Here is a 13796-nt window from a genome sequence, read left to right on the forward strand (position 1 = left end):
TAACCGGGTGCACCGACAGGACGCGGACGGGCATGAGAAACACCACACCTCACCACCTTTAGTTGACAGTTCAACCAATTGTCCGGAAGGGTGGAGCCATGACCCAGCCACGACTGACCACCGCAGCCCTCACCGCCCTCCGCCTGATCCTCGGCTTCCTCTTCGCAGCCCATGGATGGCAGAAGTTCAACGAATGGACCATTGCCGGCACCCAGGCTTCCTTCGCCAAAATGGGCGTTCCCGCCGCAGAACTCATGGCTCCCTCCATCGCCGTCCTGGAACTGGCCGGCGGGGTTGCCTTGATCCTGGGCATCCTCACCCGCGTGGTGGCCGCACTCCTTGTCCTGGACATGCTCGGCGCCCTCTTCCTGGTTCATGCCCCTGCAGGCATCTTTGCCGCAAACGGAGGGTATGAGCTTGTCCTGCTCCTGGCCGCGGCATCGTTCGCGCTGGCCCTCACCGGTGCCGGCCGCTTCTCCATAGACCGCGCGCTGTTCGCCCGCAGCAACTCCAAACTTGCGGCCCTGGCCTAGTCCGGCCTGAACGGAAGCACCACTGCCGGACGGCGGCTGCGCACCCAGGTGCGTAGCCGCCGCTGTGGATAATGCGGGGGGCAGTTTGTTGCGGTCCCCACCGGCCGGTAACCAGGGCCGTCAGTAAGATCACACCATGACTGAGACCGGCCGCCCCAACTCCGTGACCCTCCGCTTCCTCGCCGCCCCCACCGACGTGGGCCACAGCGGATCGGTGGATGCCGGCACGGTCCTTGAATGGGTGGACAAGGCGGCGTATGCCGCAGCGGTGGGATGGGCCAAGTCCTACTGCGTGACCGCCTACGTGGGCAACATCCACTTCGCCGATCCGGTCAACAGCGGGGACATGGTGGAGGTGGAGGCCACCATCGTCTACACCGGGCGGTCATCCATGCACATCCGTACCGTTGTCTCCTCGGGCGACCCGAAGGGCGGTCCGGCCACGATGCGCAGCACGTGCATGGTGATCTTCGTGGCCGTGGGAGCGGACGGCAAGCCCGTTCCGGTACAGCAGTTCGAGCCCGTCACTCCGGAGGAGATCGAGCAGCGCGACCATGCGCTGGCCAGGATCAAGGTCCGCGAGCAGATCGTGGAAGCCATGAACCGGCAGGAATATACCGACGCCGGCACGGCCGAACGGGTGACGCTGCGGTTCATGGCGGCCCCCACCGACGTGAACTGGGGCGGCAAGGTCCACGGCGGCATCGTCATGAAGTGGATCGACGAGGCCGCCTACGTCTGTGCCTCACGCTACTGCGGCCGGGACACTGTGGCGGTGTTCTCAGGGGGCGTGCGCTTCTACCGCCCGCTGCTCATCGGCCATGTGGTGGAGGTGGAAGCCCGGCTGGTGTACACCGGGACCAAGGGCATGCACATCGCCGTCCACGTCCGCTCCGGCGATCCCAAGGGCAGGGAGCTGAACCTCACCACCTACTGCCTCACCGTTATGGTGGCGCGCGACGACGAAGGCACGTCAGTGCCCGTCCCCGCCTGGGTGCCGGTCAGCGACGAAGACAAACGGCTCCACGCCCACGCCCGCGAACTCCTGGAGATCCGGGGTACGGCGCCCGGGAACCGGCTGCCCAACCATCTGCTGGCGCAGGGCTCCTAGAAGCCACCGCCGCCACCGGCGTCGCCGGCCATGTTGGCGAACCGTGAGTAATGACCCTGGAACGCCACCACGATGTCCTTGGTGGGACCGTTACGGTGCTTGGCCACCAGGATGTCGGCCTCGCCCGCGCGTGGGGACTCCTTGTCGTAGACGTCCTCGCGGTGGAGCAGGATGACCATGTCGGCGTCCTGCTCGATGGAGCCGGACTCACGGAGGTCCGAGACCATGGGCCGCTTGTCCTGGCGCTGTTCCGATCCACGGTTCAGCTGGGACAGCGCGATCACGGGGACCTGGAGTTCCTTGGCCAAAAGCTTCAGTGCACGTGAGAACTCCGAGACTTCCTGCTGGCGGGACTCCACCTTCTTGCCCGAGCTCATGAGCTGGAGGTAGTCCAGGACCACGAGCTTGAGGTCGTGCTGCTGCTTAAGGCGGCGGCATTTGGCGCGGATCTCCATCAGGGACATGTTGGGGCTGTCGTCAATGAACAGCGGCGCCTCGTTCATGCGTCCCATGGTGGTAGCGATCTTGGACCACTGTTCGTCCTTGATGGTTCCCTTGCGGAGATCCTGGAGGCTGATGGTTGCCTCGGCCGACAGCAGGCGCATGGCGATCTCGTTCCGGCCCATTTCCAGGGAGAACATGACAGTGGCCAGGTTGTGCTTGATGGCTGCGGAACGGGCGAAGTCCAGGGCGAAGGTCGACTTGCCGACCGCGGGGCGGGCAGCGATGACGATCATCTGGCCCGGGTGGAGTCCGTGGGTCAGTTCATCGAGTTCGTAGAAACCGGTGGGGACGCCAACCATCCCTTCACCGCGGTGGCCCGAGGCCTCGATTTCGTCCACCGTGGACTCCATGACGTCCTTCAGCACCACATAGTCCTCTGCGGTGCGGCGCTCGGCCACGGCATAAACCTCTGCCTGCGCCTGGTTGACCAGGTCCTCTACCTCGCCGTCCGAACCGTAGCCCAACTGCACGATCTTGGTGCCGGCGTTCACCAACCGGCGGAGCACCGCACGTTCGGCCACGATCTCGGCATAGTAGCCGGCATTGGCAGCAGTGGGGACGGTCTGGATCAGCTCGTGCAGGTAGGCGGGGCCACCGATCCTGTTGATTTCAGCGCGCTTGGTCAACTCGTCCGAGACGGTGACAGCATCCGCGGGTTCGCCGCGGCCGTACAGGTCGATGATGGCTTCGTAGATGGTCTCATGGGCGGGCCGGTAAAAGTCCTGGCCGCGGAGGATCTCCACAACATCGGCGATCGCGTCCTTGGAAAGCATCATGCCGCCCAGTACGGACTGTTCGGCAGCGATGTCCTGCGGGGGCTTCCTGCTGGCGTCCGATCCACGGGTTGCCTCGACAGGGTCCAGATGCGCGATTGACAAAGCTGCCGTCCTCCATTTGTACCGGGCGTGCGTCCGGTGTTCCGTCCTGCTCGCGGCCTCCGGCAATCCGGCTCCCGCTACGTGTCCAGTTCTACCCTCGGGCTCTGACAATTGAGCGCCCCAAGCGTTCCCTAACAGCCCCCGCCTGGAGTTATCCCCAGTATCCACAGCTTTTCCACAGCTACACGTGGGAAGCGGCCGACTGGGTCCCGCGCCGAAGCAGGAGAGGCCCTGTTTCGGCCGCGAAGAACAGGTACCCCGCTACGCTAACCGCCGGGGTCCCGGCAGCAAAGCCAGCATGCCCGCAAGGTTGTGGATAACCTGTGCAGTAAGCGGCATAGCTTGTGCACAGCCTGTGGGGAAGCCTGTGGATATAAAAGTTTTTTACCCTCCCACAGCGTTCTGACCTGCGGAAACGCATCCAATAGCATGTGGAGTAAATATTTCTTCCGGGGAATTTCATCCACAGGCCCCGCGGGGCGCGGCGCCGGGGAGCGGGCAGGAGGGTGGCTCCAAGGGCAGGCAGGACAATGCCGTGGGCTTGCTCATATTCCGCTTGGGGAGTTTGACGGGCAGGACCCCGGGCTGTATGCGCACCGGTGAATATTGCTGTGGATAACCAGTATCTGGATTAAGATTCTTGGTAGCCAGCACATGCAGCCGCACACCCGGCAGCAGGCAATGGCTGGGCTGATGGCCAGCAAAGCAACCGCACCTGGCGAGGGCCAGGAAGTACACAGAACGGCTCGTGAAAATGGAATCCCTTGTGGTCCCGGTCCTTATCCTGCTCGCGGTGGTTGCGGGGGTGACGGTGGCGTACCGCGCCGGCCGAAAGCGCAAGGCCGCACACCCTTCCACACCGGCGCAACCTGCCGCCACATCTCAGGAGCTGGCCAGGGCAGCGGCGGACCGGTTGTCGGAAGAGGAACACCGGCGGCTTTACGCATTGATCGCGCAGGGCCAGGCCATGGCCGCCATCAAACTGTATTACGAGATCACCGGAGAGGGGCTGAGGGCCTCACGCGACGCCGTAGGCGCCCTGGCGGCCCACCCCCAGCCTTATCGGCGCCACGAGCCGCCACAGTCCGTCCAGGAGGAGGACGACGACGACGAGCCGCAGCGGTTCCCCTACCGCTACCGGGCCATCACCAGCAAGGGCGACGTCACGCGCGAGGTGAGCAGCAACATGCTCAACGATGAGATTTACGGCAGGATCCGTACCCTGGCCCGGAGCGGCGACACGGAGGCGGCGGCCAACGCACTGACCCGCCACTCCGACATCTCCCTCACCCAGGCACGGGAGTTCATCGCGCTGCTGGACGACTAGCAGGTGGAGGACTAGCGGGGCCCTGCGATACCCGCCAGCAGCTGCTCGAACGGCAGGGACTCCAGCGGAGCGGGCTTCCGGCCCGGCTGCGGCCCCTCAAGCAGCCGGGTGAACTCACCCGCCGCGCGCTCGATGCGGTCCGCGAGTGATCCACCACCCTCTTCTGCGGTTCCCCAGTCCTGGGGCCCCGCAAAGACGCCGGTTGCAGCCATGCGCGTGCGGAGGTAGCTGAAGAGCGGCCTCAGGGCATAGTCCAGCACCATCTGGTGCCGGTCCGTGCCGCCGGTAGCGCCCAGCAGGACTGCCTTGCCGTCCAGTGACTTCGGGTCCAGGACATCGATGAAGGACTTGAAAAGCCCGCTGTAGGAGGCGCTGAAGACCGGGGAGACCGCGATGATTCCGTCCGACGCCTCCACTCCGGCAGTAACTTCCGCCAAGCGTGGTGCGGCGTAACCGGTAACGAAGTTGTTGGCGATGTCCACGGCCAGGTCGCGGAGTTCCACAACATCCACTGCCACGTCATAGCCGCCTGCCTTTAGCTGCCGCTCGGCGGCTGCGGCGAGCTGGTCTGCCAGCAGCCGGCTGGATGAGGGTACGCCGAGCCCGGCAGAAATGACGGTGATGCGGCGGGTTTCCATGGCGTTCTCCTGGTGCTCGTTCATTCTGATTCTACATGCGTTTGCATCTATACCAATGAACTGCGGGCAGCACGGAAGTATTCCCGGAGTATCGGGCGCCCGGATCAAGGCATTTAGTACGCAACCAGACCCGGCCGGAGCCCCGGCTTAGAGCAGAACGCTCCCTTTGATGCAGGTGGTGGAATCGCCGCCCACCCAGATCTCCCCGTCCCCGGCGCCGACATGGATCCGCCCCGCCCGGCCCAGGACGGTCCCCTGCGAAGCCAGGTATTGCTCCGGCGCGCGCCCGCTTCCAATCAGCCACTGAGCGGCTCCAGCATTGAAACTGCCCGTGACCGGGTCCTCCACCATGGCGTCACCCGGCAGGAACGTGCGGACCTCAAAGTCGGTACCGGCGCCCGGTGCGTGGGGCCCGATTACGCCAACCTTGAGGTCGCCCATGGCAGCTTGGTCCGGTTCCAGGGCCAGCACCTGTTCTGCCGACCCCAGCAGGACGCCGATCCATTCCGGACCGTTCACCAGCCAGGCCGCGTCGAGGACATCATCCACGCGCACTCGCAGTGCTGCCGCCAACTGCCGGCGGACCGGCGCTTCCACGGGGCCGAAGCGCGTCAGGGGTGGTGCCGCGAAGGCCAGCCTCCCGCCGTCGAGCCTTACCCGGACCAGCCCGGCAGCGCACTCCTGCACCACGTAGCCGTCCGCCTTGGGTACGCCCCCGGCTTCCAGCCAGGTATGGGCCGAGCCCAGCGTGGGGTGGCCCGCGAACGGGAACTCCTCAGAGCCCGTGAAGATCCGGACCTTGTAATCAGCCCGGGGATCCTCGGGCGGCAGCAGGAAGGTGGTTTCCGAAAGGTTGGTCCAGTTGGCGAAGTGCTGCATGGCCGCGGCATCCAGGCCCTGAGCATCAAGGACGACGGCGAGCGGGTTGCCGCGGTAGGGCTGGCTGGCGAATACATCCACCTGGTGGAAAGGACGGCTGCGCGGTGTCGGGTTCACCGGAGCAGGCTACCACCGCCAAAGCGAAAGACCCCCGCCGCCGGAATCCGGCGACGGGGGTCCTGACGTGGGGTGGGAAATTACTTTCCTGCCACCACGTCGAGTTCGATCACAGCGGCAACGTCAGCGTGGAGGCGGACGTTGGCCTGGTAGGAACCAACCGACTTGATGTGTGCGGGCAGTTCAACCTTGCGCTTGTCGATCTTGCCAAGGCCAGCGGCCTCAACAGCGTCGGCGACATCGCCCTGCTTGACGGTGCCAAACAGGCGGCCGGACTCGCCGGCCTTGACGACCAGCTTGACCGGCTTGGCGGACAGAGCAGCGGCCTGCTTCTGAGCATCTTCCAAGGAAGCGTGCTCGCGGGCGGCGCGGGCAGCCTTGATGGACTCAACCTGCTTCTCGCCACCCTTGGACCAGGTCAGGGCGAAGTTGCGGGGCAGCAGGTAGTTACGTGCGTAACCGTCCTTGACCTCGACAACATCGCCAGCAGCACCGAGACCGGTTACTTCGTGGGTCAGAATGAGCTTTGCCATGTTAGTTAATCCCTTCCTTAGCCGCGGCCAGCGCCGGAGTAAGGCAGCAGAGCAACTTCGCGGGCGTTCTTGATTGCCTGGGCGATCTTGCGCTGTTCCTGCACCGTGACGCCAGTGACGCGACGGGCGCGGATCTTGCCGCGGTCGGAGATGAACTTGCGCAGCAATGCTACGTCCTTGTAGTCGATGACAGTGATGTCAGCGGCCTTCAAGGGGTTGGACTTTGGTTTGGGCTTACGGAGTTCAGCCTTAGCCATCGTGGAGCTCCTATTCTAGGGAGCCCGTGGATATTGATCCACGGGATGGTGGTGGTCCGACGGCGGCAGCTGCTTTGGGTGCGTTGTGCACCCAGGCAGTCCCGGCGCCGGGCCGTTGTTTGGGTTTTAGAAGGGAGGTTCGGAATCGGGGCCGTTGCCCCAGCCGCCTGCGTTGGACACACCGGGCGTGGCCCAGGGATCGTCCTGCGCAGCCTGCTGGTTGCCGCCGCCCCAGCCTCCGCCGGAGTTGCCGCCCTGGTTTCCACCAGAGTTGCCGCCGCCGAAGCCACCGCCGCTGTTGCCACCGCCGAAGCCGCCGCCACCCTGTCCGCCGGAGCGCTGGGTGCGGTTGACCTTGGCGTTGGCGTAGCGCAGGCTGGGGCCGATTTCATCGACCTCAAGCTCGATAACGGTGCGCTTTTCGCCTTCTTTTGTTTCGTAGGAGCGGCTCTTCAGGCGGCCGGTCACGATGACGCGCATTCCCTTTGTCAGGGACTCGGCAACGTTCTCGGCTGCTTCACGCCACACAGCGGCGCGGAGGAACAGGGTCTCCCCGTCCTTCCACTCGTTGGACTGGCGATCAAAGGTGCGGGGGGTGGAAGCGATGGTGAAGTTCGCTACTGCCGAACCGGACGGTGTGAACCGCAATTCCGGGTCATTGGTGAGGTTACCGATGACCGTAATGGTGGTCTCGCCTGCCATCTACTGCCTCCTTGTTCGATCCTGGGTGAAGAGTGCGTTTCCTGCGGGGTGAAGAATGAAGCCGGCTGAATTACTCAGCAACAACCTTCTGCTCTTCGGGGCGGGTGATCTTGGTGCGCATGATGGTCTCGTTAAGAGACAGCTGGCGGTCAAGTTCCTTGGCGGTCTCCGGCTTGGCGGTGAAGTTCACCACGGCGTAGATACCTTCGGACTTCTTCTTGATCTCGTAAGCCAGACGACGACGGCCCCAGATGTCAACCTTTTCGATGGTTCCACCATCGTTGGTGATGACGTTCAGGAACTTCTGAAGCGACGGCTCAACGGTACGCTCTTCGACCTCGGGGTCGATGATTACCATCAATTCGTAAGGACGCATATGTGAACCCACCTCCTTTGGGCTAAGCGGTTACGGCATTTCCGTAACAGGAGGTTCATTTGCGATTCCGTGCAATGCCTTGCCACCGGAACGGGGGCAGGACGCAGCACAGACTTCAATATCTTAGTGCATATGGACCCGATAGGCGATTCGCGCTTGACTCAAGGCTAGCCGGATGCTGCTGCAGCCCGGCAGCAGCCGGACGGGCTATGTGGAAAACAGGAGGCAGGAAGGCCAGGACTTCCGTCTTGCTGGAGCTCCGCGAAGAGTGGCCGAATCCCCGCATCTCCCTATCAAATGCGGCCGGCAAAGACCCCATTGCCCCATCTGGAAGGCGCGGACTACGTTGTCCCTAATCTCGACGTTCGCCCGCGAACGTCCGGCACGGCTGGGGTGCCAAGGGAAATGTCCATGAACCTGCGCCTAAGGAAAACCCCAAGATGTCCAGAGCTAAAACGCCTGCCTCCGTTGCTTCCTCCCTGGCCCTGGCAGTCGCCCTGTTGTTAACGCTTATCGCCGGAATCGACAGTGCCCGGGCCGCCGAGAATTATGGCTACCAAAGCATCAGCTATTCAGGAGTGAGCAACCCTCCCACCGCTGACAAGCCGCAAAGCAAGCTGTGGTGGAACGACGGTACCTGGTGGGCAGACATGTGGGCCACAGGTAGCGGGTGGCATATCTTCCGGCTGGACCGGACCTCAAAAACATGGGTGGACACCGGCGTCCTCAACGATAGCCGCGGCAATACGCTGGCGGACACGCTGTGGGACGGAAACAAGTTGTACATCGCTTCCCATGTGGTGACGGTGTCAGGAGACTCAAGCACGCAACCTTCCGTATCCGGACAGCCGGCCAAGTTGTACAGGTACAGCTACTCGGCCGGCAAATACACCCTCGACAGCGGGTTCCCCACCACCATCACGAACAACAGCAGTGAGTCGATGACAATCGACAAAGACACCACCGGTGCCATCTGGGCTACGTGGACCCAAGTCTCCGGGAGCTCCACGAGCGGCTACACAAGCAGCGTCTACGTCAATTCGTCCGCTCCAGGAGGAACGAGTTGGGGCACGCCGTTCGTCCTTCCTGTAGCCGATCCGAATCCCGCGCCGGATGACATCTCGGCCGTGGTCGCTTTCGGGAGCAACAAGATCGGCGTGATGTGGAGTGACCACCTTTCGAATGCCGTTTATTGGGCCACCCGCACGGACGGGACATCGACCACCGCTGCATCCTCCTGGAACTTCCAGCCGGCTGTCCAGGGTAAAGGCCAGGCGGATGACCACCTGAACCTGAAAGCACTCATGGCAGATTCAGCAGGACGCGTGTATGCAGCCGTAAAAACGAGCTTGAACGACACGTCGTCAGACCCCACACTGCCGGAGTTGCAGCTCCTGGTATTCCGGCCCGGGACGGGTTCCTTCACCCGGTCCACTATTGCCACCATTGCCGACTGCGTCACGCGCCCCCAGATCCTGCTGGACACCACCAACAACCTGGTCAGGGCCTTTTACACCGGCCCGTCCACCTCAGTATCAGGCTGTGCCTACTCCGGCATTCCCGGAAGTATCTACGAAAAGACCGCCTCCATGGACAACCCGGTCTTTGGCACCGGCCGGGGAACCCCGGTTATCCAGGACGGCGCTTCTGCCAACATGAATGACGTCACCACCACCAAGCAAAGCGTCAACGCAACTACGGGTGTGGTGGTCATGGCCAGCAATAACGCCACAAAGCGGTACTGGTACTCGGACCGGCCCCTGGGAACAACCCCTTCACCCAGCCCAACGCCTACACCAACTCCTACGCCGACCCCCACGCCGACGCCAACGCCGACGGGGAGCATCACAGTGGTGGGTACGGCAAGCAGCTACTCCGGCACGGCAGCCACCGTTACGCTGCCCAAACCGTCCGGCGCAGCGGCGGGAGATGTCCTGGTGGCGTCCTTTACAGCAGACCTGAACCCTTCGATCAGCTCGGTGCCCGCCGGGTGGACACCCATTGTGAATGGACTGCGCGTCTGGTCGGGTGCAGAAGTGTTCGCTTACTACCACGTCGTGGGAACTGCCGACGGTACCTCATACTCATGGACCACGAATCCGGCTGTGAAGTGGGGCGGGGGAATCACCGCTTACCGGGGAGTTAACACCACCACTCCTCTGGATGCCAACGCGGCAACCCAGGTATCGTCCGGAACCAGCATCACGGTCCCAAGCATTACGACTGCCAGCAGCGGTGCCATGCTCATTGGTGGAGCGGGATACGACAGTGGCACGCCGGCGATTACGGCTCCCACAGGCTGGTCCGAACGCTGGGAAGCGGCAGGCGGCCAGATTACCGAGGAAGCCGACAGGGTCCAGCCATCTGCGGGAGCCAGCGGCACCAGCACCTGGACGTTCTCAGCCAGTAAGGCCGCTGGGGCCTGGCAAGCTGCCCTGAAGCCGGCAAGCTAGCTCCCCACCAGCACCTTCAGGGTTGCCTGGCGCTCCAGGCAACCCCGCAGGTACCCGCAGTATCCACATTTCTGGCCCCGGGTGTCCGCAGCCGCCCTGGCCACAAGGACCACGGCGGCCCCAGGCGCCATAGCGTTGCTTCACGCCATTTCGTCAAGCAACGACACAGGCAACAGCCGGAAAAGGGGCATCCATGGCAGCAGAAGTGGTCACACGCAGAGACCCGGACTTCCCGGGCCCCTTTGCCGAAGCTGCCTATCCGGCGCTTCAACCCACAGAAGGGATCGAAGTCTTGAGTTATCAGGAGATTGGCGGCAGCGATGAAAAGGCTGCCGGAATGGGATTGAGGGACTACGTACGGGTAGCCCGCACTTACTGGAAGTCGATCACAGCCGTAACCCTTGGCATCACGCTTGCAGTCATGGCGTGGAGTGCGCTCCAACCGCGCGTCTACGCCGCGGAGGCTTCTGCGGTGGTACTTGCAGTGGGAACCGACAATGTGAGCACCCTGCTGCAGGGTGACACGTTGGCCAAGGCAAGGGCCAAGAACTATAAGTCGCTGGCAGAATCCCGTTTGGTGGCCGACAACGTGCGTGCCTCTTTGGGGTTGTCCCAGGCCAGCGATGACCTGCTGAAGGACGTCACGGTCACCGTCCCGCTTGAGTCGGCTGAAATCTATGTCAAAGCCGAGTCTGATGATCCGGCAACAGCCCAAAAAGTTGCGGACGCGTGGATCACCGAACTGGCCAAGCAGGTCCGTGACAGGGAGGCCGCCGCTGCCTCCGGGCAGCCGGCTGCACCCGCAATCCCGCGGCTCTCCCTGATTCCGCTCGACGCAGCCACTGTCCCCACCGCCCCTGCTTCTCCAGGGCTGGCGTTGGCTACCATCTTCGGTCTCGCCGGAGGTCTTCTCCTGGCTTATGCCTCCGCACTCCTCCGGAATCACCTTGACCGCCGGCTGCGTACTGCCGACGACGTCGAGCGCCTTTCGTCCCTGCCCGTGATCGCGGCCCTTCCCGTGGAGGCCAAGCTGAAGGGAGATCACACTGGTGCCGTAGGAGCAACAGTAAAGCAGGGTGGAGCCGGTCATAGCCCCGCATTCGCTGAATCACTCCGTGAACTGCGCACCAACCTGGCCTTCCTCGACGTTGATAACCCGCCGCGAATTATCGTCGTATCAAGCTCCGTCAGTGGTGAGGGTAAATCCACCGTTGCTGCCAATTTGGCCGCGACAATGGCGGCAGCTGGGGAAAAGGTGGTAGTCGTCGATGGAGACTTGAGGCACCCTAGCGTCGCCAAGATTTTCGGCGTGGTTCCCGGCGTAGGTGTCACCGACATCCTCACTGGCAAAGCTGAACTCGATGAGGTCCTTCAACAGCGCGGTGACTTGCCAAACCTGTCGATTTTGGGGGCCGGCCGGATTCCACCCAACCCCAGCGAACTGCTCAGCTCCCACGCCATGAAGCACCTCATTGATTCCTTGGCGGAACGGGCAATTGTCATCATCGACGCTCCCCCGCTGCTCCCGGTAACGGACGCCGTACTCCTGAGCCGCATCGCGCATGGAGCAATCGTCGTTGTCAGGGCGGGCCGGACAACCACCGACCAGTTGCGGAAGGCCCTCGGAAACCTTCGGAAGGTCAATGCAAGCGTCCTGGGAACGCTCATCAACGGCCTGCCTGCCAAGGAGTTTGACGGGTATACGTACTACACGCCTGAACCGGAGGCCGAACGCCTTCCGATTCCCCGTGACCGGTCCAACGCGCATGAAACCAGGACAACGCCGCGCCCCGCTGCTGTTCCCTTGGCCGGTAATGAGAAAGCACGGAGAAGCGTCCCCTCATCCTAGGCGGCTGGCTCTCCGCTTTACCTTCATGGCCCTGCCGTCACCCGCCCGCGGATCTGTGGGTACTGGTTTCACGCTCCCAGAGGAGAACGAATGTCCAAGTCTGTAGTTGTTATCGGGACCCGTGGCTACCCGAGTTATTACGGCGGTTTCGAGACTGCCGTCCGCCACCTGGCGCCATTCCTCGCAGAAAGCGGCTGGGATGTAAACGTCTACTGCCGGGCAGGCCAAACAAAGGACGACGACGAGGCCCGCGACCCACGCGTGCGGACCACGAGAACGTGGGGGCTTGAGAGTAAATCACTCAGCACCCTCTCGTTCGGGTTGTCCTCGGTCCTCCATTCGTTGCTGCACAAGCCCCGGGTTGCCCTGGTGATGAACGTGGCGAATGGTTTCTTCCTTCCCCTGCTTAGGCTTCGCGGAATACCGAGTGTTGTAAACGTTGACGGCATTGAATGGGAACGTGCCAAGTGGAACCGGATTGCCAAATCCGTCTTCAAGCTTGGGGCGCGGATGACGGCCCGGTACGGCACCATCCTTGTGAGTGACTCGCTGGAAATCCAGCGCCGGTGGAGGGAAGAGTTCGGCCGCGACAGTGTTTTCATCCCCTATGGCGGACGAATTCCCGCCAGGAGCGATGTGGTCCCGGGATATGAGCACGATGGATATGTGCTCATGGTCGCCCGGTTCGTTCCCGAAAACACCGTATCTGAGTTCTTCGAAGCGGCCGAGCTCCTTGCCGAGCAGCACAAGGTGGTGATTGTTGGATCCACCGGATACGGCGGTGACTTGGACGAAGCTGCCCGCCGCTTGAGTGAGCATCCAAATGTCGACTGGCTCGGCCACCTCAGCGACGACAAAAAACTCCTTTCCCTGTGGGAGCATGCCGGCGCTTACTTCCACGGCCACAGTGTCGGAGGAACAAATCCTGCCCTCGTTCAAGCGATGGCATGCGGGGCACCCGTTGTCGCCCGCAACACCCCCTATAACGCGGAAGTCCTGGGGTCGGACGAGTATCTGGTGCCTCCGGAACCACTGGCCATCAAGAGGGCGGTAGAACGCATGCTGAAGGATGACGACGAGCGGGCGAAGGCCAGGGAGGCCAATAGGGAACGGGCAGCTGCCCAGTACGACTGGACCGACGTGTGCCAGCGCTACGAACGCGCCATGCGTGCGGCCATGGGTGAGAAAACGGCGGAAAGGCAGGGGGAGCAGAGCAATGACGTCGACAGCGCCGGCAATCTCCGGGCTACCCTTCGCTAACGGCACTGCGCGAATCGTCGTCGTCAACCCGCTTGGCGTTGCGCTGGAACATTACACCTCAGCCCTGTGCGGCCATCTGCAGGACGCCGGGGCGGAGACAGAGCTGATTTCCGTCCCGGAACCGTCGCAATCCGGAAAGGGGCGGCTGCGTTGGCTTATTGCCTATTCGGGGGCCCTCCGTTCGGCGGGTCGCCTGGCACGCCGAAGCCCTGTACCGACCCGCGTTCTTCTAACATGGCCTGTACTCGGTTTCCTGGACTTCCTTACTGTCAAAATCACCTGCGGCAACTCCGGGATCATCGTCTACCATGATCCGCGCCCGCTGGTCCGGTCTGTTGGCAGCAGTCCCCTGGTTGCCCGACTTGTGGGGCAGCTGAAG

General features: G+C 63.0%; 13 protein-coding genes. 6 read left to right on the forward strand and 7 right to left on the reverse strand.

Translation table 11 applies throughout. From position 1 onward, the window contains the following. Positions 1–98 precede the first annotated feature (98 nt). Together LFT46_RS20430 and LFT46_RS20435 are read left to right on the forward strand one after the other, a co-directional pair. Entirely contained in the window at positions 99–533 is a 435-nt protein-coding gene (locus tag LFT46_RS20430; protein WP_236800345.1) for a DoxX family protein, read from the forward strand. Positions 534–669: 136 nt separating this feature from the next. Continuing rightward, positions 670–1644 carry an acyl-CoA thioesterase gene (locus tag LFT46_RS20435; RefSeq protein ID WP_236820877.1) on the forward strand — a complete coding sequence of 325 codons (975 nt, stop codon included), beginning with the start codon at positions 670–672 and terminating at the stop codon, positions 1642–1644. On the opposite strand, the gene dnaB is transcribed toward LFT46_RS20435, so the two are convergent. After that, entirely contained in the window at positions 1641–3026 is a 1386-nt protein-coding gene (dnaB, locus tag LFT46_RS20440; protein WP_236800347.1) for a replicative DNA helicase, read from the reverse strand. The genes LFT46_RS20435 and dnaB overlap by 4 nt on opposite strands. Before the next feature lie 754 nt (positions 3027–3780). Between dnaB and LFT46_RS20445 the strand changes: the two genes are divergently transcribed. Then, positions 3781–4353: a hypothetical protein gene (locus LFT46_RS20445; RefSeq protein WP_236822095.1), complete on the forward strand. Its 573-nt coding sequence runs from the start codon at positions 3781–3783 to the stop codon at positions 4351–4353. Positions 4354–4364: 11 nt separating this feature from the next. Here the strand turns inward: LFT46_RS20445 and LFT46_RS20450 are convergent, their stop codons facing one another. The 6 genes from LFT46_RS20450 to rpsF form a co-directional block, all read right to left on the reverse strand. Continuing rightward, on the reverse strand, positions 4365–4991 hold the full coding sequence (locus LFT46_RS20450; protein ID WP_236822096.1) for an FMN reductase: 627 nt from the start codon (positions 4989–4991) through the stop codon (positions 4365–4367). A 147-nt stretch (positions 4992–5138) separates the two neighbouring features. Further along, a complete protein-coding gene (locus tag LFT46_RS20455; RefSeq protein WP_236820878.1) occupies positions 5139–5987 on the reverse strand; it encodes a PhzF family phenazine biosynthesis protein in 849 nt (282 codons plus the stop codon). Between the two features lie 80 nt (positions 5988–6067). Then, a complete protein-coding gene (gene rplI / locus LFT46_RS20460; RefSeq protein WP_018769834.1) occupies positions 6068–6520 on the reverse strand; it encodes a 50S ribosomal protein L9 in 453 nt (150 codons plus the stop codon). 17 nt (positions 6521–6537) lie between these two features. Further along, positions 6538–6777 (reverse strand): 30S ribosomal protein S18, encoded by a 240-nt coding sequence (rpsR, locus tag LFT46_RS20465; protein ID WP_003800144.1) that lies wholly within the window; start codon positions 6775–6777, stop codon positions 6538–6540. 126 nt (positions 6778–6903) lie between these two features. Continuing rightward, a complete protein-coding gene (locus tag LFT46_RS20470) occupies positions 6904–7479 on the reverse strand; it encodes a single-stranded DNA-binding protein (protein WP_141158852.1) in 576 nt (191 codons plus the stop codon). Between the two features lie 70 nt (positions 7480–7549). After that, positions 7550–7855, reverse strand: coding sequence for a 30S ribosomal protein S6 (gene rpsF / locus LFT46_RS20475; RefSeq protein WP_013602900.1), 306 nt, complete (start codon positions 7853–7855; stop codon positions 7550–7552). A 440-nt stretch (positions 7856–8295) separates the two neighbouring features. Here rpsF and LFT46_RS20480 point away from each other — a divergent pair, with 440 nt between their 5' ends. The 3 genes from LFT46_RS20480 to LFT46_RS20490 all read left to right on the forward strand — a co-directional run bounded on the left by LFT46_RS20480 (position 8296) and on the right by LFT46_RS20490 (position 13417). Further along, positions 8296–10308, forward strand: a complete 2013-nt coding sequence (locus LFT46_RS20480) for a hypothetical protein (protein ID WP_236820879.1) — start codon at positions 8296–8298, stop codon at positions 10306–10308. A 193-nt stretch (positions 10309–10501) separates the two neighbouring features. Continuing rightward, positions 10502–12157 (forward strand): polysaccharide biosynthesis tyrosine autokinase, encoded by a 1656-nt coding sequence (locus LFT46_RS20485; RefSeq protein ID WP_236800350.1) that lies wholly within the window; start codon positions 10502–10504, stop codon positions 12155–12157. Between the two features lie 90 nt (positions 12158–12247). Continuing rightward, positions 12248–13417, forward strand: coding sequence for a glycosyltransferase (locus tag LFT46_RS20490; protein ID WP_236820880.1), 1170 nt, complete (start codon positions 12248–12250; stop codon positions 13415–13417). Positions 13418–13796: the final 379 nt, after the last annotated feature.

The sequence above is a fragment of the Arthrobacter sp. FW306-07-I genome, from assembly GCF_021800405.1.
GTDB lineage: Bacteria > Actinomycetota > Actinomycetes > Actinomycetales > Micrococcaceae > Arthrobacter.